The sequence below is a fragment of the Lichenibacterium dinghuense genome (assembly GCF_021730615.1).
Classification (GTDB): Bacteria; Pseudomonadota; Alphaproteobacteria; order Rhizobiales; family Beijerinckiaceae; genus Lichenihabitans; species Lichenihabitans dinghuensis.
The window spans coordinates 2,312,427-2,333,618 of record NZ_JAJLMN010000001.1; the positions used below are offsets into that span (position 1 = coordinate 2,312,427).

Here is a 21,192-nt window from a genome sequence, read left to right on the forward strand (position 1 = left end):
CCCGTGAAGGCCGCCGGACTCTTCCGGTCGGCACGGTGTTCAACGGCTCCCGGAGCCGCGGTTGACGAAGGTCTGCAGAGCCGCCGCCAGCACGATGATGGCGCCGGTGGCGAGCAACTGCATCGCGGCCGAGACGTCGTTCAGCTCCAGGATGTTGGCGAGCGCGCCCAGCATCACGGCTCCGGCGATGGTGCCGACCATCGAGCCGGCGCCGCCGAACAGGTCTGTGCCGCCGATCACCACGGCCGCGATGGCGTTGAGCTCGTAGCCGGTGCCGTCGTTGGGGCTGCCGAAGGAGAACTGCCCGGCGTGGACGATGCCGGCCACGGCCGCCATCAGCCCCGTGATGGCGTAGACCGAGATCCTCACGGCCTGGACCGGGATGCCGCTCAGCCGGGCTGCCTTCTCGTTGCCGCCGACCGCGAAGACGTAGCGGCCATAACGCGTGTTGTTGAGCACGAAGGTGGCGACGGCGGCGAGGAGGAGGAACACCAGCGTCGCCACGGGGAACACCCCGCCGATCCGCTCGCCCAGCACCGCGAAGCCGGCCGGCGCCTTGCCGGGCCCGTCGCCGTAGGAGATGTTGATGAAGCTGTTGCCGGACGCGATCAGCGACAGGCCGCGCGCCGCCTGCAGGCCCGCCAGCGTGACGATGAAGGCCTGGATGCGCGCTTTCGTCGAGATGAAGCCCTGCACGGCGCCGAAGACGAGGCCCGTGAGGAGCACCAGCGGCAGCGTGGTCCACAGGCCCCAGCCCTCGTTGACGAGGAGGTCCGCCGTCAGCACCGAGCACAGGCCCAGCACCGCGCCGACCGACAGGTCGATGCCGGCGGCGATGATCACGAAGGTCATGCCCAGCGCCAGGATGCCCGTCTCGGCGATGGAGCGGATGATGTTGGCGACGTTGTCGGTCTGCAGGAACAGGATGTGGCCGTGCCGCCGCGGCGAGAAGGCGACGCCGGCCGCGACCACGATCACGAGCCCGAGCAGGCTCTGGAAGCGCACCAGATAGGCGAGCGGGCTCCGCCGGGGGCGGGCCGCGGGGGCAGCCGGGGCCGCGGTGGTGCTCATGCGGCCAACTCCTCGTCTTCCGCCTCGCAGACCGCGCGGACCTCGTCCTCGCCGGCGCCGGCCGGAAACTCGTGCACGGTGCGGCCGGCCCGCATCACCACGATGCGGTCGCACAGGCCGAGCAGTTCGGGCAGCTCGGAGGATGCGACCAGCACGCCGAGCCCGGCCTCGGCGAGCCCGCGCAGGCGCCGGTAGATCTCCGCCTTGGCGCCGACGTCGACGCCGCGGGTCGGCTCGTCGAGCAGGAGCAGCGAGGGGCCGTTCATGAGTTCCTTGGCGAAGACGACCTTCTGCTGGTTGCCGCCCGACAGGTTGACGACCTTCGCGTTCGGCAGGCGCGGGCGGACGTCGTAGTGTTCCATCGCTTCGGCGACGCGGCGGCGCTCCAGCGCGCGCGACACGAGCCCGAAGGGCGTCACCCGCCGCCAGGTCGACATCAGCGCGTTCTGGGCGACGGTGTGGTGCAGCACGAGGCCGGTGCCGCGGCGGTCGTCGGTCACGTAGGCGATGCCGGCGCGCCGCGCGGCCTCCACCGTGCCGAGGCGGGCCGGGACGCCGCGCATCTCCACGGTGCCGCGCCAGCGCCCGGCGGCGCCGAAGCCGTGGAGCGCGCCGAGCAGCTCCGTGCGGCCGACGCCCATGAGGCCGGCGAGGCCGACGATCTCGCCCTCGCGCACCGTGAGCGACACGTCGCGCGGCGCCTGCCACCCGGCGCGCGGCCGGTCGGGGTCGAAGGCGGCGCGCTCCAGCCGCAGGATCGGCGCGCCCACCCGCGCCGCGCGGGGCGGGAACAGGTCGGACAGCGGCCGGCCGACGAGCAGGCGCACCAGCTCGGCCTGAGGCGTGGAAGGCGCACACTCGCCCACGACCTGCCCGTCGCGCATCACGGTGACGCGGTCCGCGATGCGGGCCACCTCCTCCAGGCGGTGCGAGATGTAGACCACGCCGACGCCGCGCGCCTTGAGGTCTCGCACCACGCGCATCAGATGGTCCGCCTCCACGGCCGACAGCGCCGCGGAGGGCTCGTCCATGACCAGGATGCGGGCCTCGGCCGCGAGCGCCTTGGCGATGGCCACGAGCTGGCGCTCGCCGATCCTGAGGCTCGACACCAGCGTGCCTGCGTCGAGCGAGACGCCGGCCTTGGCGAGCAGGTCCTGGGCCGCGGCCCTCATGCGCCGGCCCTGCAGGACGCCGGCCGCCGTGATCTCGTTGCCGAGGAACAGGTTCGCGGCGATGTCGAGCCCGGGGACGAGGTCCAGCTCCTGAGGGATCATGGCGACGCCGGCCGCGTGCGCGTCGCGCGGGCTCGCGAAACGGACCGGCTCGCCGTCGATCCGGATCTCGCCCGCGTCCGGCACCACGGCGCCCGACAGCACGCCCATCAGCGTCGACTTGCCTGCGCCGTTCTCGCCGAGCAGCACGTGGACCTCACCGGCCGCCAGGGTGAAGTCGACGCCCTTCAGGGCGTGGACGCCGCCGAAGCGCTTCTGGACGCCGCGGAGGGCGAGGAGGATCGACGTCACGAGCGGTTTCCGCCGCGAGGCATCGATGCGGATCGGGACGAGCCCTTGCGCATGCCGTACTCCCCCCGTTCGGCCACGATCTCCGAAGAGCCGTCGGACCGGGTGCTGTCGCGCACCATTTCGTTGCAGCTTACCCGAGATGCAGGTACGAGCAAGCGCTTGCCTGGTCTGTTTCGATTTATTTCTCCGCTGGAATGGCAGTTCGGGATCGTGGCGGGATCGGGCGAGCCGCCTGCCCTACATGGGTTCCGTCACAGGTCGAACCGGAGCACGGCCGCGTCGACGGACGTGATCGACGGGTCGTGTCCCAGAGCGTGGTGGATGTCCTTGGAGGGCCACCACGGTCACCGGCTTGGGCCGGGGTGGCGGCAGCGCCTCCGTCTGAGCCCACGATCAGTGGGGCAAACGAAAGCCATCATCCGCCTGATTCGACCGCCGACGGCACCCTCGAGGAAGAGCCGCCGCTGCTCCCGTCGGAGCCGGTGCGCGGCGAGGCCGTGGCGGCCTCGGGCAGCGGCTTCCTCCAGGCCGTCGACGCCGACGCCCTGGCCGACTGGGCGGCGGAGCACGGGGTCGAGGTAGCGTTGCGGATCCGGCCCGGGCCTATGTCCCCCGCGGCGTCGCGGCCGCGACCGTTTCGGCTGCCGTCGGCGACGCCCGCGACGCGCTCGATCGCGCCTTCACCTTCGGGCCACGGCAGGCCGCCCTGCAGGATCTCGAAGATCCCGTGCGCCAGCTCGACGAGATCGCGGTGCGGGCGCTCTCGCCCGGCATCGACGACCCCTTCACGGCGGGCAGCGTGCTCGACCGCTTCGGCGACGCCCTGTGCCGCCTGGCGAAGCGGCACCTGCCGCGCGGCGCTGTGGAGCGGGACGGGCTGATCGTGCTGCGGCTCGACGTGGTCGATCGCGAGGGGCTCTGCGATGCCATGCTCCACACGGTCCGCCAGAACGGATCGGGCTCGGCCTACGTGCTGATCAGGCTCCTGGAAGTGCTGGCTCACGCCGCCGAAGTCGAGCGCTTCCCCGGGCGCCTCGCCGCGCTGCGCCGCCACGCCGACCTCGCGATTCAAACCGCGCGGGACGGAGTGACGGACCTGGCAGGCCTTGAGGACTGCGAGGCGCGGCACCGGGCCTTCGCGACCGCGGCCGACATGATCGACGCGACCACGGCGCCCGCCACGCCCGGTCCCCGGCGCGGATGAGGAGACTGATCCCTTGTCGGTCCTCGACCTCCTCGCCATCCTGCTCACCCTGTCGGCCCTGTTCGGCTGGGTGGACCGCAAGCTCGCGCTCCTCCCGCACACCATCGGCCTGCTCGTCATGGGCGCCGCGGCATCGCTCGTGATGCTCGGCGTCGACGCCATCGTGCCGGGCCACCGTGCCTCCGCGCTGATCGCGGACGTGCTGGGCCGCATCGACTTCAGCCCCGTGGTGATGCATGGCATGCTCGCCTTCCTCATCTTCGCGGGCGCGCTCAGCGTCGACGTGCCGGAGTTGCGCAAAGTGCGCGCTCCCCGTCCTGGCCCTGGCCATCGTCGGCGCGGGCCTGTGGGGGCTGTCGCTCGCTCTCGGCCACCCGCTGCCGGTCCTGTGGGCGCTGGTGTTCGGCGCCCTGATCAGCCCGACCGACCCCGTCGCCGTGATGGGCACGCTGAAGAGCGTCGACCTGCCCGAGAGCCTCAAGGTGCAGATCGAGGGCGAGGCGCTGTTCAACCATGGCATCGGCATCGTGCTGTTCACCGGGCTGCTGCGCTTCGCGTCCGGCGCCTCCGCGGGCGAGACCTCGCCCGGGGCCGTCGCGCCGCTGCTCCTGCGGGAGGCCGGCGGCGGCGGCCTCCTCGGCTGCGTCGCCGGCTACCTCGCCTCCCGCGCCATGCGGGCGATCGACGACTATCCCGTCGCGGTGCTGGTCACGCTGGCGCTGGTCACCGCCACCTAGAGGCTCGCCGAGAAGCTCGACACGAGCGGGCCTCTGGCGACCCCGGCCCGCGCTACGCCATGAGCGAGACGACGCGGAAATACGTCTTCGCCCTTTGATCGCTGATCGACGAGGTGCTGAACTCGGTGCTGTTCCTGATGATCGGCCTCGAGGTGACGCAACTCGCCTTCGCGGGCTCGAACCTCCTCCTCGCGCTCGCCGCTGTCCCGCTCGTGCTCTTGGCGCGGGCGATCGCGGTCGCGATCTGGCCGGCGCTGTGTTCTCGGGCTGGCGAGATCACTTGCCGCCTTCGAGCGTGCCGCTGGTGGTATGGGCGTGCGCGGCGGCCTCTCGATCGCGCTGTCGCTGCCCGACAGCCCGGCCAAGCCGGCCGTCCTGACCCGCACCGACGCGGTGGTGCTGTTCTCAATCGCGGTCCAGGGCGCGAGCCTCGGCGCCGTCGCGCGGCGCACCGTGAAAGCCTGAAGCGGAGTCATGGGCGCGCTCCGCCGCGCCTGGGTCGCGGTGGGCGGCTCCGGGCGGCCCCGGCTCACCGCCGGCCCAGGGCGCGTGCAACCTCGTCGTAGACCGCGCGGCACCGCGGGCTGAACAGCTCGCGCTTGCCCGTCATGCAGGCCAGCCCGTGGTCCGGGGCGGTCCAAACCTCGGGGCAGATCTGCGCCGCCTCGCCGGCGCAGCTCATCGCGTCCTGCTGGACGCGATCCGGCAGGGCCGGTTCGGGTGCGGCGGCCCTCGCCGCAGCGGCGAGCGCCAGCAGGGCCCCGCCGAAGGCGGCCGCGGTGGGACGCACGGCCCCGCGCAGGGTCAGCAGCGCGACGGGACGTTCTGGCAGCGGTCGAGGTGGGTGCGATGGCGCTGCTTGGCGCGGCCGGCGGCAGTGCTGTGGCGGCCGAGCCCGAACAGCGAGGCGCCGTGCCGGTAGGTGCTGTGGCGATAGTGGGGCACCGCACCGGACCCGTGCGACATCGCGCCGGGCAGGTCCGCCGCCGATGCGGTGCCGGTCAGCAACGCCGAGGCGACGCAGGCCGCGGCGATCGTTTTCATCAAGGTCATGACAGATCCTCTCGATTGGCATCGATCAGGATAGTCACCTCGATCGAAGTCGACCAGCACTCGCGCCCGCGTTTCTCGTCAGGATAAACCTGACGTCGACAGACTCTACGCCTGAAGACCCGTCGCGGCGCGCGATCGGCGACGTTTCTCAATTTGGCCGCTGTCAGGAAATTCCTGACAGGCCGGGCCGCGATCCCCGACAGGGCGCGAGCCGGTGCAGCCCCATCTCGACGTCGCAGGCCGTCCCGGCCTCGACCCGAGTCTCGGAGTGAGCACCATGAAGACCCTTCTCGCCGCCCTCGCCCTGTCGTCCCTCGCCGCGGGCTCCGCCTTCGCGGCCGACACCACCAACAACGGTGGCATGATGATGGCCGACCATGCCACGGCGACGATCCACTACGTCACGGTCGCGCCGGCCGACATCATGTCCTCGAAGCTGGTCGGGCAGGACGTCTACAACAACCAGGGCGACAAGATCGGCAACGTCGCCGACCTCGTCATCGACAACGGCAAGACGATCACGGGCGTCGTGCTCAGCGTCGGCGGCTTCCTCGGCATGGGCGAGCACTACGTGCTGATCGACCCGTCCTCCATGGTCCTGAGCGACAAGAACGGCCTGCACGGCGTCGTCGACACCACGAAGGACAGCCTCAAGAACGCGCCGGCCTTCAACTACAAGAAGTCCTGACGCCGTAAGTCCCGACGCCGCTCCGCCGGGCCACCGGCGGGGCACCCCCGCTCCACCAACCGGAACGCGCGACGCGCCCGTCTTCCGTTCCAGACTGGCGCCGCTCGCCGGCGCGTCGCCGGTCCCGCTCGGCGCCGCTCGTCCCTGCCACCGCCCATCCCCGGCTGAACCATGCTGAAACTGGCGCTCCTGTTCCTCGTCATCTCGCTCGTGGCGGGTTTCTTCGGCTTCTCGGGCATATCCGCCGCGACCGCCAAGATCGCCAAGGTGCTGTTCTTCATCGCCGTGGCGATCTTCGTGGTCCTCCTGGTCCTCGCCCTGCTGGCCGGACAGGCGATCTTCTGACCCGAGCGGGACCGGCTTCGTGTCCATCCGGGGCCGGGCCGGCCTCGGCGCTCCTTCGTTCGATGCGCCCACCTCCGTCCGCTCGCGACGCATCGGGAGCCCGGCGGAGGGCGAGCCGACACCGCGCTGAACGTCCAGCGCGTCACCCGCGGCGAGGTCCTCCCGGCCCTCGGCTCGAAAAGCCGCGGCGTCGAGCGCGCAAGCGCGTCGCCGCCGGAAACCGATGGCGCGCCGGGCGTTCACGACGCGCGGCCCGGCCGCGCGGAGGGGCCCCGCCTTCCGTCCGAAGCTGATCGAGGACCGCCTTGCTCCGACACCTCCGGCTCGCCCTGTTATGCCTCCTCGGGCTCTCGATCGCGACGGCCCTCGCGGCGTCGCTGCTGCCGTTCATCGACACCAAGTGGTGGCTGATCCGGCTCCTCGACTTCCCGCGCCTGCCCTTCGGCATCGCCACGCTCGGGCTGCTCGCGCTGCTGTCCGCCTTCGGGCGGAGCTACCCGCGCTCTTCCCTCGCCCTCGTGGCCGCGGCCCTGGTGGCGGTCGGCGCCGACGCCGTCGTGCTGTGGCCCTATCGGCCGCAGGGCGGCGCCGCGCTGGCCGACGAGAGCTGCGCGGACCGGCGTCTCACGGTGATGATCTCCAACGTGCTGCTGACGAATCGCCAGTCGCGGACGCTGCTCGACGAGGTGCGGGCGCAGAAGCCCGACCTGTTCCTCGCCATGGAGGTCGACGACTGGTGGGACAAGACTCTGGAGCCGCTCAGCGCCGACATGCCCTACGGCGCCACGAAGATCATCGGCTCCTATTACGGCATGCGCCTGTTCTCGCGCCTGCCGCTGTCGGGCACGGAGATTCGCTTCCTCGCCGGGCGCGACACGCCGTCGATCGTCACGAAGGTGCGCCTGCGGGACGGCGAGGATGCGACCTTCCTCGGCATCCACCCGCGCCCGCCGCTCGTCGGCCAGTCGGCCCTGCCGCGCGACGCGGAGCTCTACGCCGCGGCCGCGATCCTGCGGAGCGCGGACGGGCCGGCCATCCTGGCCGGTGACCTCAACGCCACGCCCTGGGAAGATGCCGTGCAGAGGACGCGCCGTGTCGCCGGCCTCGTGTCGCCGCGGCAGGGCTACGGCTACGTGTACAGCTTCGACGCCCATTCCTGGTGGGCCAAGTGGCCGCTCGACCAGATCGACTACAAGCCGGGGTTCACCGCGCTGTCGCTTGAGCGCCTGCCCTATATCGGCTCGGACCACTACCCCTACGTGGTGCGCCTGTGCCGAGACCCCGCCGTGGAGCCGCCCCCCGCCGCGCCCGAGAGCACCGACGACCGCGCCCGGGTCGACGAGGCGGACCGCGCCGCGACGGTCGGCTCGCCGTGACGCGCATCGGCGGCAGGGCCTGGATCGCCATCCTTCGCCGCACCTGGGACGAGATCGAGGACGACCGCGCCTCCATCGTCGCCTCGGGCGTGGCGTTCCGCGTCGCGCTGGCGCTGTTCCCCGCCGTGGCGCTGATGGTTTGGGCCGCGAGCAGAACCGTCGGCCCGGGCGAGGCCAGGGCCTTGGTCGGCACGCTGTCGGACCTGCTGCCCGACGCGAGCCGGTCGGTGGTCGGCGACGCGGTCGAGTCCGCCCTGCGCTCCAACCCCGCCGACGGCCGGGCCGAGGCGCCCTGGCTCGGCGCTCTCGCGCCGGTGGCCGGCGTCGCGGTGACGCTGTGGACCACCAACAGCGGCATGAAGGCCCTCTTCTCGGCGCTGAACATCGTCTACGACAAGAAGGAGAGTCGACCGTTCCTGCACCGCAGTCTCCTCACCCTCGCCTTCACGCTCGGCGCGATGGCGCTGCTGGCGCTGAGCGCGGGCGCCCTGCTGGCGTCGCCTGCCGTGCTGGCCCGCGTGGGCCTCGGCGCCATCGCGGCCGCCGCCGTGCACTGGGGGCGCTGGCCGGCCCTGTACGCCGGCTTCGCCATGGGGCTGGCGCTGCTGTACCGCCACGCGCCGAACCGCGAGCGCGAGCACTGGCCCCTGGTCACGGTCGGCTCGGCCCTGGCCGCGGGCGCCCTGGTGCTCGGCACGGCGCTGTTTTCCTGGTTCACGACGCGCTTCATGGGACTCAGCGCCACCTACGGCTCGCTCAGCACCGTGGTGGCCTTCCTGTTGTGGCTGTGGATCGACTTCCTGGTCGTGCTGTGCTGCGCGGAACTCGACTCGGTGATCGAGCGGCAGACCGGCCTCTACGGCGGCGCCGGGCGCGGTCCGAACCGGCGCCGAGACGCGGCCGGATAGGGCCGACCGAGGCGGGGAGCCGGGCGCGCTCCTCCTCACCGCGGCGGGCCGCAACCTCGCCACCGCGGTCGCGGAGACGGCCGGCGGCCGACCGACAGGCGCGCTTGCCGTGCCGTCGCACGAGGCGGACGGCCGCCGCCGGGGGACCCCGATCGCGGGGGCGACGGCGGCAGGATGCGACGCCGGTGAGGACACGAACCCGCTCACGCGCCCCCTGCCAGCTCGGCCAGCCAGCCCTTGGCGGCGCCGTAGCGGACGATCTCGGCGCGCGAGCGCAGGCCGAGCTTGTCGGACGCGCGCGCCTTGTAGGTTTCCACCGTCTTGACGCTGACGGCGAGGCGGCCCGCGATCTCCTTGTTGCTGAAGCCCTGCGCGGTGAAGCGCAGCACGTCGGCCTCGCGCGGGCTCAGCACGCCGTCGCTGGCGGCGGCCTGGCCCGCGGCGGCCCCGTCGGCCAGCGCCTTTCCGGCCACGGCGGGGTCGAGGTAGACGCCGCCCTCCGCCACGGCCCGCACGGCGCGCAGCAGGTCGTCGGCGGCCGAGCGCTTGAGCAGGTAGCCCCGCGCGCCGGCGTCGAGCAACTGCTGCACGTAGGCGCGGTCCTCGTGCACCGTGAGCGCGATCACCCGCACGCCGGGCGCCTCGGCGGCGAGCCGGTGCGCGAGGTCGAGGCCGTTCAGGCGCGGCATCGACACGTCGAGCACCGCCACGTCGGGCCGCTCCGCGAGCACGAGGCGCAGCGCGGTCTCGCCGTCCCCGGCCTCGCCGACGAGGTCGACCTCGGGCGCGACCTGCAGCAGCGCACGGATGCCGGCCAACACCACCGGATGGTCGTCGGCGAGCGCGACGCGAATGCGCCGGCCCGCGACAGATGTCGAACTCATGGGGCGCCCTCCTCGGCGTGGTCGGGGTCGAGCGGGACGTGGACGAACAGGCTCGTGCCCGCGCCGGGCGAGGCCTCGACCCGCAGCGTGCCGCCGATGAGGCCGAGCCGCTCCCTCATGCCGAGCAGGCCGACGCGCCGGCGCTCGCCGGGCACGGGGGCCGCTTCGGGATCGAAGCCGGCGCCGTCGTCCTCGATCACGACGCGCACGTCGCGCGGGCGGCGGTCGAGCACCACGCTCACGGTGCGGGCGCGCGCGTGCTTGAGCACGTTGGTCAATGCCTCCTGCACGACGCGGTAGATCGCGGTGGCGACCTCGTCGGGCAGCCTTTCCTCGGAACCGATCACCTGCACGTCGGCCGCGACCCCGTAGAGGGCGCTCCAGTCGGCCGCCAGCGCCGCGAGGGCCTTCGGCAGGCCGAGGTCGTCGAGCGCGGTCGGGCGAAGGTCGGAGGCGACGCGGTGGATGTCGCGGCCGATGGTGCCGGCGAGATCCGACAGCCACCGCACGCGATCGCCGAGCTCTGGGGCGAAGGATGCGCCCCCGCCCTCCGGCGGCCCGTCGAGGGCACGCTCGAGCCCTTTCAGCCCCAGCGACAGGCCCGTCACGGTCTGGCCGACCTGATCGTGGAGGTCGTGGGCGACGCGCCGCTGCACGTCCTCCTGCGCGGCGGCGAGGCGGCGCAGCAGGTCGGAGCGCTCGGCCTCGGCCCGCTTCGGCGCGTCGATGTCGGCCACGATGCCGTAGACCTCGCCGCGGCTGTCCCCGTCGCCGGCGCGGCCGCGGATGTGGCGCCACGGTGCGGGACCTCCGTCGACCCGCAGCCGGAAGTCCGCCGCGAAGGCGCCGCCCGCCGCGACGCAGCCCTGGGCGGCGGCCCGCAGCGCATCGCGGTCGGCGGGGTGGACGGGCGCGAGGAAGTCCGCCAGGGTCCAGGTGCCGCGGCCTCCCGCGCCGCCCGGCAGGCCGACCAGGACGCAGCAGCGCGCCGAACAGGTGAAGGAGCCCGCGGCCGCGTCCCAGCGCCAAGTGCCGAGGTCGGCGGCCGCGACCGCCAGCGCCGCGCGCTCCTCGCTGGCTTCGAGCGCGGCGGCGGCGAGCCCGCGCTCGCGCTCGCGCCGGCGGGCGAGGTCGCGCGCCAGCAGGGCCACGAGCGTCGCCGCCAGGGCGAGGCTCGCGGTCGCCACGGCTGCGACCGCGAGCAGCGCGCGCCGGACGGGGCCGTCGAGAGCGCTCCGCGGCACGCCGAGGTGCACCGTCCAGGCCCCGCAGGCGGTGAGCCGCTCGAAGACGGTTTCGACCGGCACGCCGTCCCGCGTGACGCCCTTGTAGGAGCCGCCCGTCCCGGTCGCGATGGCGTGCTGAACATCGGGGGACGCGGGCAGGCCCACGGTGGCGGCTTCATCCGCGCTGCGCGTGATCAGCCTGCCGCCTCGATCCACCACGGCGCCGATCCAGCCGGGGGGGATGCCGGCGCCGCGCAGGACGTCGCCGACCGCGTCGGGGCTGAGCGCGACCGTCAGGACGCCCTTCAGCGCGCCGTCCCGCGTCACCGGCACGCGCAATGCGACGAGGCGCACCCCCGACACGGGGCCGACGGGGCCGATGCCGCCCACCGCCGGAGCACGGTCGCGCAGCACCTCGTCGAAGGTGGCGCGGTCCGCCGTCGGCCCGAGCGGGGCGCCGAGCGGGCGCAGGAGGTTGAGGACCTGCTCGCCCGCGAGGTCGTCGAGTTCCACGGTGTGCCAGAGCGGGTGCATGGCCCTGACCCGCTCGGCCTCGCGGTAGAATGCGGGCAGGTCGGGGCCGTCCAGCGCCGCCGAGGCGGCGAGCGTTTCGGCGACGCGTTCCTGGCTCATCATCTCGGCCGTGACGCGCTCGGCGACGCGCGACACCGTCTCGCGCGCGGTCCGCAGGGCCGCGGCCCGGTGATCCGCGGCGGATCGATAAGCGGTCCAGCCCCCGAACAGCAGCACAGGGATCAACGCGGCCATCAGCAGCGGCAGGAGCGGGCCGGACCGGGCCTGCCCCAACGCGACGAGGGCGTGGCGGGACGGACCGCTCCATCGCCGGCGGCCAGGGAGGCTTCGGGACCAGGGCACGGGATCGGGCGCACACCTACGAGGGGCCGGCCGGGCCGGCCAGGATGGCCGAGATTCTAAAGCACTGCGCCGGTGCGGCGAAGCCGACAGGGATGGGATCTGGGAGATCCCGATGGCACCGCCTGTCGGGAAAGGGGCGCCGGCATGTCGGGATAAACCTGACATGGCCGACCGGGCGCCCCGACTTGCCCCCGCCCCTCGGCGGCCGCCATTGGACGGCGTGACGGTTTCGCTTGGCCGTCGCCGGGCGGGGGATCTGATCGGTCCAGGGGGGGCGCGACCGCAGGCTCCTCGATATCCGGTCCCCGACCCGGAACGGGTCCTGCGGCGGGGAGCGTTGGATGGGCAGAGTGGACAAGCGGTCGAAGGTTCGAGCGGGCAGCGCCCTGGCTTTGGCGATCCTCGCATCGTGCTGCGGCCTGCCCTCGAGCGCCGTCTCCGGCCCGCTCTGCTCCATCCCGAGCGCTCACCGTTACGCGCGGGCGCTGCGTTGGTACATGGCCGATCTCAAATCCAGCTTCCCCGAGAGCGGCGACTACACGGCCGACTCGGCCCTGACCGAGGCCAACTACGCGGCCGTCCTGTCCGGCCTCGTCGACAACGTCGGCGTGAACGGCATCCGGGTGCCGATGATCCCGGATTACGAGTCGTCGGGCGCGTACCCGGAGCTCTATTCCCGGATCATCGCCGCCGCGCGCGGCCTCGGCCTCGCCGTCTATGCCAGCCCGCTCTCCTTCGGTCCGGAACAATACGAGGGCTGGTCGGATGCGCGCTACGCGGCCTGGATCGCGAACTACGTCGCGGCGTTCCGGCCCGACTTCGTGTCTCCCTTCAACGAAGCCGGCTTCACTGACTACCGCATGCGGGGCATCGTCCGCGCGCTCCGATATGCCCTCGCGCGGCCGACCGTGCTTGTGGGCCCGGACAAGAAACTGGTAGCGAGCAACATCGCGGAACTGGAAGCGCCTTACTCGGTCGCGCCGCTGTTCGACGTCATCGGCGCCCACAACACCGGGGGCGACACCACCGCGACGCCGGAGAACTGGGCCCGCCTGATCGCCGACGCGCCGGGGGGAAAGCCGGTGTGGTCGACCGAGAACCCCGCGTATTGGAGCGTGGGCCAGCGGGCCGGCCTGCCGGGCCTCATCGGTGCGGTGGCGAGCGGCGTGAAGGGGCTCGTGATCTGGAAAGGCAAACCGAGCCTCGTCGACGACGCCGGTCAGCCGACCGCCAAGGCCTGCAAGCTCGCGCAGCACATCGTGGCGCCGCTCTGACGCAGGGCAACCCGTCTGAAACTGACGGATGGCACTTGACGTCAGCGGCGCTGACAGGGGTGCATAGAATGATACGCCTTCCGACAGATGGACTCGGCTGATGCGGATTCCCATGCTGTTGCGCTCGGGGTAGGTGTTTTGGCTTGGCAGGAGGGCTGGGCCATGGCGCGCGTTGCCGATCACCTGAGCATTTCGGATCTGGAACGGCGTTTCCGGAGCTGCCCCGAGCCGATCGAGGCGCGTCACCTGCAAGTGATCTGATTGTTGGCGCAGAGCCATACGGTGAGGGCGACGAGCATGGTCACGTCCTTCGGGTCGCGCTGGATCGAGCAATTGCTGGAGCGCTACAACGCGTCCGGGCCCGACGCTCTGGGCGACGGCCATCGGCATAACGGTCCCAAGCCGCGCCTGCTCACGCCCGAGGTGCTGGAGGTGGTGCGGCTGCGGTTGGCGGAGCCGCCGCCCGACGGTGGACGATCACGTCCGTCAAGGTGGTATAGTTTGGTTGGGTGTGCCGCCGTGCCCGGCTGGTCTCAGGCTGCCTTGAGAAGAGCGGTCGTCGGCTCGTCGTCGCGGCCCGCCATGGTTTCCAGCGTCATGTAATGGTGCTGGAGCTGCCACTCGTCGTTCTGCTCCAGCAGGATCGCACCCACGAGGCGCCGGATCGAGGCCTCGTTGGGGAAGATGCCAGAGCCTGTCCTCGGGCGGGCGAAGCCCGACCCGGGGGACGTCGGCACGCCCTCTTATACGGTTTCCGTTTGAAGGACTCGTTTGAGAGCCTTCTCTGATTGGGGCTCTGGAGGTCAAGCGCTCCTGTCAGGTTTTTTGTCCCGTTCCCGCGGGTCACACGCTTCTCTTCGCGGTCGGCGTTTCGCCGCCGCATGATGGGGTCAGTCCGGCTCGGTCCCTCGATCTGTTTCACGACCTCGCGACGTCGCCGCGGGCTCAAGACTCTCAACGAGGTGGCCTTACCGATCGTCCCCACGGGAACGGTCCACATCACCCTTTCAGGTGAAGCTCGTGCGGGTGGCGGCCCGCGGTGTCCTCCGAGCGTCAGGCAACTACGGTGGCGGGCGCGGTGGTCGGCCCGGTGCCGAACCGAAAGTCGGTACCGTCGCTCCACATCCGGTGCAGGACCACGGCCAGCTTTCGGGCTACGGCAACGCGCGCCCGCGCCATGCCGCGATGCTTGGCGATCGTCATGCCCCAGGCCCGCAGGCTGGACCATTTCTGGCTGCGCACGAGCAACGCGTTAGCGGCCTCGTACAGGGCCGTTCGCGCCAGTTCGTCGCCGCATCGGCTGATCTTGCCCTGAATGTCGGTCTCGCCCGACTGGTAGCGCGAGGGCGTCAGGCCGAGATGGGCACCGACGTCGCGCGAATGGCCGAACCGATCGGGTCGGTCGATCGTGGCGCGAAACGCCAGGGCGGTGATCGGGCCGACGCCGGGTGCGCTCATCAGCCGCCGACAGATCTTTTCCTCGCGCACGATCTTCAGCACCTGTTTTGTCAATCGGGCGAGCTGCTGGATCATCGTCGACAGTACAGTGAGCAACGGCTCCACCATCGCCAGCAACGCTGTGTCGTCCGAGCAGAGTTCGCGCACACGCTTGTCGAAGGCCGCCCGGCTCGGCGTGCCGACCTTCAGCCCGGCTTCCCGAAGCATGGCCCGAACGACGTTCTCGATCGACCGCATCTCGTTCAGCACCGTGCGGCGTGCGACCAGCAGCGAGCGCCACAGCCGGCACTGCTGCGACTTGACGTGCACCTGCCGGAACCAGCCGGTGCGCATGATCTGCGCCAGGGCACGCGCGTCGTTGCGGTCGGTCTTGTTGGGCATGGTCTTCATGGCGGCGTTGGCCTGCCGTGTCTCGATGCAGACCGCCGCCAGCCCCGCCGCGCGCAGGCCCTCGTGCAGCCAAGCCGTCAACGAGCAGGCTTCGAGGCCGATCCGCTCGATCGGCAGCTTCAAGCCCTGCAGGGCCGCAACCAGCGGCCCTGGCGCGCTCGCGGCGCGCAGCTCCTTCACGATCCGACCCGCGTCATCGACCACGCAGATCGCGGTCTCTTCCAGGGACACGTCCAGTCCGGCATAGTACGTCATGGTTGCTCCTGTCGCGATGCTTGTGGCCGCTCGACACGGACCACGTTGAACCATCCGGGCAGGAGCAGCCACCGTTGGGCCTGGGCTGGAGCCCCAATCACCCCATCTGTTTGACCTTTCTTTGATCGGTTTGCGTTGTCGTTTCTGGTGGAGGCGACGATGTGGACTGCCGAGGCTCGGGATCGCTACAAGGATGACGGTCGGCGCTATCCGAGCGATCTGACAGACAGCGAGTGGGCAACACTTGCGCCGATGATGGGCGTGTACAGGACGCTGACCGCTGACCTGCGCGAGATCGTCAACGCCTGCTTGTATCTGGAGAAGGCCGGCTGTCCATGGCGTTTTCTGCCCAGGGAGTTCGGTCCGTGGCAGACCGTGCGCTCCTGGCACGACCGCTTCCGCGCCGACGGCGTGTGGGCCGACATCGCGGCCGTGCTGACGCGCGCCGAGCGGGCTCGCCGCGGACGCGACCCCGAACCCGCGACGGCGATCATGGACTCGCAAAGCGTCGCGTCAGGGCCGCAGGCGGGAGAGCGCGGCGTGGACGGCAACAAAAAGGTGAAGGGCATCAAGCGTCACGTGCTGACCTGCTCGCTCGGCTTCGTGCTCGCCACGTCGGTGACGGCCGCCAACGTGCACGACACGGCCGCCGCGGCAGAGTTGCTGGACCGCGCCGCTGCCGAGGGCTGGACGCCTCGACGCGTCAAGGTCGACGGCATCTACAGCGGTGCCCGCATGGCGCAGGCCGCCGCACCTCACGGCATCGAGGTTCAGGTCTCTACGCGCGAGCGGGACGTGAAAGGCTTCAAGCCCTTGCCCGTGCGATGGCGCATCGAGGGCACCTTCGGCACCCTGACCAACCGCTATCATCGCCTCACGCGCAACCTGGAACAGAGCACCACGGCAGCCGAAGATGCCGTCAGCATCGCCAACTGCCACCGCCTGATCCGAGCCTATAACAGCTAAGACAGGTCAAACAGGCTCTGAGACACCAGAGCCGTGCCATTCATGCGGGTTTGTAGTCCGAATCGGGCAAGTCGCGATAGACGCTCTCGATGATCGAACGTATGGCTTCAGCGCCCTCATCCGGGGAACCAGAGGTCCTGCACAGGAAGACGAGATCGTGGTCCGGGAGGGGCGGCAATCCGGCAGCATCGTCGAGGTGGACGATACCGCGAAGGGGCAGCGGCTTGGCCACCGCCGCGACGCCGAACCCGGCCTGGACGGCCGCTTCCATCGCGGTGAGATGAGTGGTCTCGAACTGCACATGCCAGGAGCGTCCGGCTTCGCGCAGCGTTTTGAGTGTCAGCTCACGGAAGGGGTCCGGTTTAGGTGCGAGGACGAGTGGCACGGGATCGGTGACGGGCACCGTCATGCCGGGACGCCCCACCCAGACCAGGGGAACCCGGCGTATGACGTCGCTGCGGACGCGCGCGATCGGCCCCTTGGTGAGCACCGCATCATAACGTCCCTCGTCCGCGTCGGTCAGGAGACGATAGTTCGTATCGCAGGTGACGGAGACATCATATTTGGGGAAGGCGCGCTTGAAGGCGACGAGAACATGCATCATCAGCGTGCGCGTGAACTCTTCGGCCACCCCGAGGCGGAGAGGCCCCTGCGCTCGAGGCTGTCCGAAGTGACGACGTGCCGATTCGCTGAGCCCCTGAACGGCGCGCGCGAACATCAGGTATGATTCGCCGTGCTCCGTCAGGCCGAGGCCACGCTTGGTTCTGTCGAACAGGGAGTGACCGAGTTCGTCCTCCAACCGGCGTACCTGCTGGCTGATCGACGACTGGCCGACACCGAGTCGCGCCGCCGCACGGGAGAAGCTTCCCTCCTCCACGATCGTCGTGATGGTTCTTATGCGATCCCTGCTGAGCCAGTCGTCCACCATCACCCTCCGAGTTTCGTCGCTGTTTGGCTGAGGAGATCAGCTCCGTCAATAGCAGGAAAAAGTGTTCCAGGTCTTGGCGGTATGTGATATTTAAATATCAGCCTAAAGTTGTCCGCGACAACTCTGACGATGCAAATATGCGTTTGCCCTAAAGCATCATATTTTCGCAGCTCGATTTCTGATTTGGAATTCGCCTTTTAGGCTCATCTTGGTCGAGACGGTTCACGCCTTCGGGCTCACTGCCGCATGGAACGTGACGCCTGGGCTGTGTGTGCATCGCTTTCGTTGGTCTCGCTCGGCGCGTCAGCCTGGCTCGTCGCGAGCGTCACGACACGTGCGATGAGGACGGTCGGAAGCAATTGCCCGAGCGTCGACTCCAGCACGGCCGCCCCCCTCGCGATGGGCTGCAGCGGGACGATGTCGCCCGGGCCGAGCGCCGTCAAAGTGGAGAAGGAGAAGTAGTCGAGGGCTGCCCAGAAGGCGGCGACCTGCTCCGAGGGTGGCACATGGTCGTAGGCGTTGGGCAGCGCCTGTGCGAGGAGGCGATGGACGAACGCGAAAGACAGGCCGGTGTTGAGGTAGAGCACCACCGCTCCCCTGATGCGGTGGCCGGAGAACCGGCCCGCGCTGAATACCGCCCGAAACACGACGATGCCGAGAAGCAGGAAGGTGAGCAGCCCTGTCGCCTCTCCGGCGATCTGCGCGATCCTGTTCGCCGTCGCGAGTTGCAGGGCCAACGTGGCCGCGCTCAGGGGAAGCATGATCCCGCCGAGGAGCGGCGCCAACCTATCGTTGGTGAGGATGCATGTCGCGCACATGACGCCGAGAAGGACGAGGAGCGTGAGGCCCGACGGCAGCGGCAGGCCGCTGGCGATCGCAGGGACGACGACGAAGACGACCACGGCCTGGACGACGAGCAACGCCGTCAGGCTCCCCTCACGCCACGACCGCGGGATCGTCATCCGAGGCGAGCCCATGCCGGACAGGATCGACCCCTCGCTCATCGGCCGGTTGCCCTTACGTCCGGCGGTATCCGAAATTCCGCCTCGCCGCCCGCGGGGGTCACCGGATCGCCTCGTCGATCAGCGTGGGGATTGCCCCGGGCGGCCCGACAGGCGCCGGGTGGTCAAACGCGCCCGGCCCGTCGACCACGTCCCAGCCGCCGCCGAGCGCACGGTAGAGCTGCACGAGGTCGGTCGCGATCTGCGTCTCGGCGTCGGCGAAGTCGGTCTGGCTCGACAGGAGCTGAACCTCGGCTTGGTTCACGTTGAGGAAGTCGACCAAGCCCTCCCGATAGCGCTGCCTCGACGCCGCCAGGGCCGCCTCGTTCTGCCCCACGGCGCGCGCGAGGTCGGCGCGTCGGCGCTGCGCCTGCGCGTAAGCCGTCAACGCGTCGTCGACCTGTTGCCAAGCCTGGAGCACCGTCTTCTGAAATTGCACAGCGGCTTCGCGCTGCTGAGACTCACGCAATTCCAGCTGCCCTTTGAGCCGGCCACCCTCGAAGATCGGCACCGTCACCGACGGCCCGACGTTCCAGGCCGTGGAGGACAGCTTGGCGAGGTCGCCGAAGCGGATGGCCTGCAGATTCAGGGCACCCGTGAGCGTGACGCTCGGGTAGAAGTTCGCCACCGCGACGCCGGTCTGGGCCGTCGCGGCGTGGAGGTGAGCTTCGGCCTCGCGGACGTCCGGGCGCCGGCGCACGAGGGTGCCGGGCAGACCCACGGGCACGGTGCGCGGCACTCGTGGCACGAGGCGCGGCGGCTTGAGCTCTCCTTCGAGCGCCCGCGGCGTCTCCCCGAGCAGCAGGCCGATGGCGTTGATGAGCTGCGCCTCCTGAGTCAGGAGGGGTGGCAGCGTCCCGGTGACCGTCGCGAGCTGGGCGCGGGCCTGGGCGAGCTCCAAAGTTGTGGCGTAGCCGTTGCCGAGCCTGTCTTCGACGAGCGCCACGTTCCGGGCCGCGACCGCGACGTTGGCCCTGGCGATGGCGGTGCGGGTCTGGGCGCCGCGGAGCTGCAGGTAGTCCTGGGCCACCTCGGCGAGCGCGGCGAGGGCCACGCCGTTGCGCGCCTCGGCTGAGGCCAGCACTTCCGCGTCGGCGGCCTCGACGGCGCGCCGCACGCGGCCGAACAGGTCGAGCTCCCAGGATGACGTCAGTCCCTCGTTGTAGAGCGGAAATTCGAGCGGGGCGCCGGGGGCGCCCTGGACGAGCTTGAGGATGCCGTTGGGGCTGGCGCGGTTGTACATGTCGGTCGACGACCCGTCGACGTGCGGGAGACCCTGTGCGGCCGTCACCCCGCGCTGCGCGGCACTCTGGATCACCCGCTCGGTGGCGGTCCTGAGGTCGAGGTTCTGCGCCGCCACCCTGTCCACCAGCGAGGACAGTTCGGGGTCGTGAAATGAGCGCCACCAGCGGAGATCGACCTCGCCCTCACCCTGAACCGTGCGGCTGGGAACCTTGGGCTCGCCCCCCCAGCGGACCGGCGTGTCGATCACGACTGGACTGACGCCGGTGGCGTCGAAGCCGCAACCGCCGAGCGCGACGGCGACGATGAGGAGGGGGCCGAGGCGACGCACCGGCTCAGCGCCCCGTGACGGCACGAGGATCGTGGCGCTGTTCGGCCACGACGTCCTGGAGGTCGGTGTGGATGGTGGTCTCGACCGAGAAGCCGACGCGCAGCAGGTTGGCGAGGGGCTGATTCGGCGAGATGTCGATCTTCACGGGCAGGCGTTGGACGATCTTGGTGAAGTTGCCGGTCGCGTTGTTGGGCTCGATCGGGGAGAAGGTGGCTCCGCTCGCGGCCGGCACGCCGTTTACCACGCCGTCGAGGTCGATGTCGTAGGCGTCGACGTGCACCGTCGCGTGCTGGCCGGCGCGCACGTGCCGGAGGTCTTCCTCGCGGTAGTTGGCCGTGACATACACCTGCTGGAGCGGCACCAAGGTCATCAATGTCGCCCCGGCGGTCACGTAGTTGCCCACCTGGACGGACCGCTGCGCCACCATGCCGTCGAGCTTGGCGAGGATCCGCGTGTAGCTCAGGTTGAGCTTGGCTTGCTCGACCTGGGCCCGGTCCGCCTTGACGGTCGCTTCCGAAGCCTGCTGCTGCTTCTTAAGCGCGTCCAGCTGCTTCTTCGAAGCGTCGAGCTGAGCCTGGGCCGAACGCAGGGCGGCCTGGTTCTGCTGCAGAGTCGCGTCGGCCTGCTGGTGCTGCTGGTTCGAGCCCGCGCCGGTCGCGACGAGGTTGTCGAAACGCCGCGCATCAGCCTGGGAGAAGGCGAGCCTGGCGCGTGCCGAATCGACATCCGCCGACGATTCATCGATGATCGAGGGCTGCCGCTCGATGTTGACGCCGATGTCCCCGGTCTGGGCCTGGTCGCGCTGGAGCTGAGCTTCCGCGGCGTCGAGCGCCGTCTGGTAATCGCGCGGGTCGATCTCGGCGAGGAGATCGCCGGCCTTCACGACTTGGTTGTCCTCGACCGGCACCGAGGCGATCTGCCCGGAGACGCGCGGCGCGACCGTCGTGTAGTGGACCCGTACGTAGGCGTCGTCCGTCCACACGTCGGGGCGCGGCCGGAAGATGATCCACAGCACGACGGCGGCGAACGCCACCACGACCACGGCCGCGAGGACGAAGGGCCACCAGGGGAGCGGCTTCTTGGGCTTGTCGGGTTTCCCGTCACCCTTCTTGGCATCGTCCTCCTTGCCCTTGCCCTCCTCTTTCTCGTCGCTCCCGCCCTGGGCGTCGTCCTTCTTGTCTGCCTTGCCGTGGTCCTGCTTGTCTTCGCCGTCCTTGCCCCTCGCCCCGTCGCCCTTCGCGCTGGGGCCGCGTTTCTGGCCGGATCCGCCCCCGCTCCCACGCGGTCCCTCGTCCTGACCTCGCCGGGCGCGTCGGTCCCCACGGTCCTCGAAGCCTCGCTCTTCGTCCTCCCGCATCGAAGGGCTGGACCTGCGTGCCGACGCCGGGGCGGGCTGGGGCGTCAGCCAGTCGCGCTTCGGACGCCCGCTGTCGGTCGTGCTCATCGTCATCGCGGG

At 70.7% G+C, this 21,192-nt stretch carries 20 protein-coding genes and 1 pseudogene; 9 read left to right on the top strand and 12 right to left on the bottom strand.

Features of this window, described 5'->3' with window-relative positions; genetic code table 11:
* Positions 1-39: 39 nt before the first annotated feature.
* On the bottom strand, positions 40-1,071 hold the full coding sequence (locus L7N97_RS11250) for an ABC transporter permease (protein ID WP_237478373.1): 1,032 nt from the start codon (positions 1,069-1,071) through the stop codon (positions 40-42).
* A complete protein-coding gene (locus tag L7N97_RS11255; RefSeq protein WP_237478374.1) occupies positions 1,068-2,594 on the bottom strand; it encodes a sugar ABC transporter ATP-binding protein in 1,527 nt (508 codons plus the stop codon). Before L7N97_RS11255 ends, L7N97_RS11250 begins: the two co-directional genes overlap by 4 nt.
* A gap of 553 nt (positions 2,595-3,147) precedes the next feature.
* Between L7N97_RS11255 and L7N97_RS11260 the strand changes: the two genes are divergently transcribed.
* The 3 genes from L7N97_RS11260 to L7N97_RS30225 all read left to right on the top strand — a co-directional run bounded on the left by L7N97_RS11260 (position 3,148) and on the right by L7N97_RS30225 (position 5,000).
* Positions 3,148-3,798 (top strand): DUF2254 family protein, encoded by a 651-nt coding sequence (locus L7N97_RS11260; RefSeq protein ID WP_237482184.1) that lies wholly within the window; start codon positions 3,148-3,150, stop codon positions 3,796-3,798.
* Positions 3,799-4,034: 236 nt separating this feature from the next.
* The gene (locus L7N97_RS30220; RefSeq protein WP_309242789.1) at positions 4,035-4,535 is read left to right on the top strand and encodes a cation:proton antiporter domain-containing protein; all 501 of its coding nucleotides are present in this window, start codon (positions 4,035-4,037) and stop codon (positions 4,533-4,535) included.
* A gap of 315 nt (positions 4,536-4,850) precedes the next feature.
* Positions 4,851-5,000: a hypothetical protein gene (locus tag L7N97_RS30225; protein ID WP_309242790.1), complete on the top strand. Its 150-nt coding sequence runs from the start codon at positions 4,851-4,853 to the stop codon at positions 4,998-5,000.
* A gap of 64 nt (positions 5,001-5,064) precedes the next feature.
* On the opposite strand, the gene L7N97_RS11270 is transcribed toward L7N97_RS30225, so the two are convergent.
* The gene (locus L7N97_RS11270; RefSeq protein ID WP_237478375.1) at positions 5,065-5,325 is read right to left on the bottom strand and encodes a hypothetical protein; all 261 of its coding nucleotides are present in this window, start codon (positions 5,323-5,325) and stop codon (positions 5,065-5,067) included.
* Between the two features lie 14 nt (positions 5,326-5,339).
* Positions 5,340-5,588 (bottom strand): hypothetical protein, encoded by a 249-nt coding sequence (locus L7N97_RS11275; RefSeq protein ID WP_237478376.1) that lies wholly within the window; start codon positions 5,586-5,588, stop codon positions 5,340-5,342.
* A gap of 277 nt (positions 5,589-5,865) precedes the next feature.
* Between L7N97_RS11275 and L7N97_RS11280 the strand changes: the two genes are divergently transcribed.
* The 4 genes from L7N97_RS11280 to L7N97_RS11295 all read left to right on the top strand — a co-directional run bounded on the left by L7N97_RS11280 (position 5,866) and on the right by L7N97_RS11295 (position 8,905).
* A complete protein-coding gene (locus L7N97_RS11280; protein WP_237478377.1) occupies positions 5,866-6,276 on the top strand; it encodes a PRC-barrel domain-containing protein in 411 nt (136 codons plus the stop codon).
* A 171-nt stretch (positions 6,277-6,447) separates the two neighbouring features.
* Positions 6,448-6,621: a DUF1328 domain-containing protein gene (locus tag L7N97_RS11285; RefSeq protein WP_237478378.1), complete on the top strand. Its 174-nt coding sequence runs from the start codon at positions 6,448-6,450 to the stop codon at positions 6,619-6,621.
* A 305-nt stretch (positions 6,622-6,926) separates the two neighbouring features.
* The gene (locus tag L7N97_RS11290) at positions 6,927-7,997 is read left to right on the top strand and encodes an endonuclease/exonuclease/phosphatase family protein (protein ID WP_237478379.1); all 1,071 of its coding nucleotides are present in this window, start codon (positions 6,927-6,929) and stop codon (positions 7,995-7,997) included.
* Complete coding sequence (locus L7N97_RS11295; RefSeq protein WP_237478380.1) at positions 7,994-8,905, top strand: YihY/virulence factor BrkB family protein; 912 nt, start codon at positions 7,994-7,996, stop codon at positions 8,903-8,905. The genes L7N97_RS11290 and L7N97_RS11295 overlap by 4 nt, the downstream gene beginning before the upstream one ends.
* A gap of 203 nt (positions 8,906-9,108) precedes the next feature.
* Here L7N97_RS11295 and L7N97_RS11300 read toward each other — a convergent pair whose 3' ends face one another.
* Both L7N97_RS11300 and L7N97_RS11305 read right to left on the bottom strand, forming a co-directional pair.
* Positions 9,109-9,789 (bottom strand): response regulator transcription factor, encoded by a 681-nt coding sequence (locus L7N97_RS11300; RefSeq protein ID WP_237478381.1) that lies wholly within the window; start codon positions 9,787-9,789, stop codon positions 9,109-9,111.
* Positions 9,786-11,783, bottom strand: coding sequence for a sensor histidine kinase (locus L7N97_RS11305; RefSeq protein ID WP_237478382.1), 1,998 nt, complete (start codon positions 11,781-11,783; stop codon positions 9,786-9,788). The genes L7N97_RS11300 and L7N97_RS11305 overlap by 4 nt, the downstream gene beginning before the upstream one ends.
* Before the next feature lie 458 nt (positions 11,784-12,241).
* Here L7N97_RS11305 and L7N97_RS11310 point away from each other — a divergent pair, with 458 nt between their 5' ends.
* Positions 12,242-13,165, top strand: coding sequence for a hypothetical protein (locus L7N97_RS11310; protein WP_237478383.1), 924 nt, complete (start codon positions 12,242-12,244; stop codon positions 13,163-13,165).
* A gap of 533 nt (positions 13,166-13,698) precedes the next feature.
* On the opposite strand, the pseudogene L7N97_RS11315 reads toward L7N97_RS11310, so the two are convergent.
* Together L7N97_RS11315 and L7N97_RS11320 are read right to left on the bottom strand one after the other, a co-directional pair.
* Positions 13,699-13,854 (bottom strand): annotated as a pseudogene (locus tag L7N97_RS11315) (IS256 family transposase); the annotation flags it as partial.
* A 364-nt stretch (positions 13,855-14,218) separates the two neighbouring features.
* Positions 14,219-15,268 (bottom strand): IS110 family RNA-guided transposase, encoded by a 1,050-nt coding sequence (locus L7N97_RS11320; protein ID WP_237477084.1) that lies wholly within the window; start codon positions 15,266-15,268, stop codon positions 14,219-14,221.
* A gap of 159 nt (positions 15,269-15,427) precedes the next feature.
* Here L7N97_RS11320 and L7N97_RS11325 point away from each other — a divergent pair, with 159 nt between their 5' ends.
* On the top strand, positions 15,428-16,234 hold the full coding sequence (locus tag L7N97_RS11325) for an IS5 family transposase (RefSeq protein ID WP_237477083.1): 807 nt from the start codon (positions 15,428-15,430) through the stop codon (positions 16,232-16,234).
* A 40-nt stretch (positions 16,235-16,274) separates the two neighbouring features.
* On the opposite strand, the gene L7N97_RS11330 is transcribed toward L7N97_RS11325, so the two are convergent.
* The 4 genes from L7N97_RS11330 to L7N97_RS11345 form a co-directional block, all read right to left on the bottom strand.
* The gene (locus tag L7N97_RS11330) at positions 16,275-17,159 is read right to left on the bottom strand and encodes a LysR substrate-binding domain-containing protein (RefSeq protein ID WP_237478384.1); all 885 of its coding nucleotides are present in this window, start codon (positions 17,157-17,159) and stop codon (positions 16,275-16,277) included.
* Between the two features lie 239 nt (positions 17,160-17,398).
* Positions 17,399-18,166, bottom strand: a complete 768-nt coding sequence (locus L7N97_RS11335) for a potassium channel family protein (RefSeq protein WP_237478385.1) — start codon at positions 18,164-18,166, stop codon at positions 17,399-17,401.
* A gap of 58 nt (positions 18,167-18,224) precedes the next feature.
* Positions 18,225-19,736, bottom strand: coding sequence for an efflux transporter outer membrane subunit (locus L7N97_RS11340; protein WP_237478386.1), 1,512 nt, complete (start codon positions 19,734-19,736; stop codon positions 18,225-18,227).
* A gap of 4 nt (positions 19,737-19,740) precedes the next feature.
* The gene (locus tag L7N97_RS11345) at positions 19,741-21,186 is read right to left on the bottom strand and encodes an HlyD family secretion protein (protein ID WP_237478387.1); all 1,446 of its coding nucleotides are present in this window, start codon (positions 21,184-21,186) and stop codon (positions 19,741-19,743) included.
* Positions 21,187-21,192 lie beyond the last annotated feature (6 nt).

What these genes read in the sequence shown, in the direction of transcription:
- L7N97_RS11250 (WP_237478373.1), bottom strand. Translation starts at nt 1,071, where the DNA reads ATGAGCACCACCGCGGCCCCGGCTGCCCCCGCGGCCCGCCCCCGGCGG.
- L7N97_RS30220 (WP_309242789.1), top strand. Translation starts at nt 4,035, where the DNA reads ATGGCATGCTCGCCTTCCTCATCTTCGCGGGCGCGCTCAGCGTCGACG.
- L7N97_RS11275 (WP_237478376.1), bottom strand. Translation starts at nt 5,588, where the DNA reads ATGACCTTGATGAAAACGATCGCCGCGGCCTGCGTCGCCTCGGCGTTG.
- L7N97_RS11280 (WP_237478377.1), top strand. Translation starts at nt 5,866, where the DNA reads ATGAAGACCCTTCTCGCCGCCCTCGCCCTGTCGTCCCTCGCCGCGGGC.
- L7N97_RS11285 (WP_237478378.1), top strand. Translation starts at nt 6,448, where the DNA reads ATGCTGAAACTGGCGCTCCTGTTCCTCGTCATCTCGCTCGTGGCGGGT.
- L7N97_RS11300 (WP_237478381.1), bottom strand. Translation starts at nt 9,789, where the DNA reads ATGAGTTCGACATCTGTCGCGGGCCGGCGCATTCGCGTCGCGCTCGCC.
- L7N97_RS11305 (WP_237478382.1), bottom strand. Translation starts at nt 11,783, where the DNA reads ATGGCCGCGTTGATCCCTGTGCTGCTGTTCGGGGGCTGGACCGCTTAT.
- L7N97_RS11320 (WP_237477084.1), bottom strand. Translation starts at nt 15,268, where the DNA reads ATGACGTACTATGCCGGACTGGACGTGTCCCTGGAAGAGACCGCGATC.
- L7N97_RS11325 (WP_237477083.1), top strand. Translation starts at nt 15,428, where the DNA reads ATGTGGACTGCCGAGGCTCGGGATCGCTACAAGGATGACGGTCGGCGC.
- L7N97_RS11335 (WP_237478385.1), bottom strand. Translation starts at nt 18,166, where the DNA reads ATGAGCGAGGGGTCGATCCTGTCCGGCATGGGCTCGCCTCGGATGACG.
- L7N97_RS11345 (WP_237478387.1), bottom strand. Translation starts at nt 21,186, where the DNA reads ATGACGATGAGCACGACCGACAGCGGGCGTCCGAAGCGCGACTGGCTG.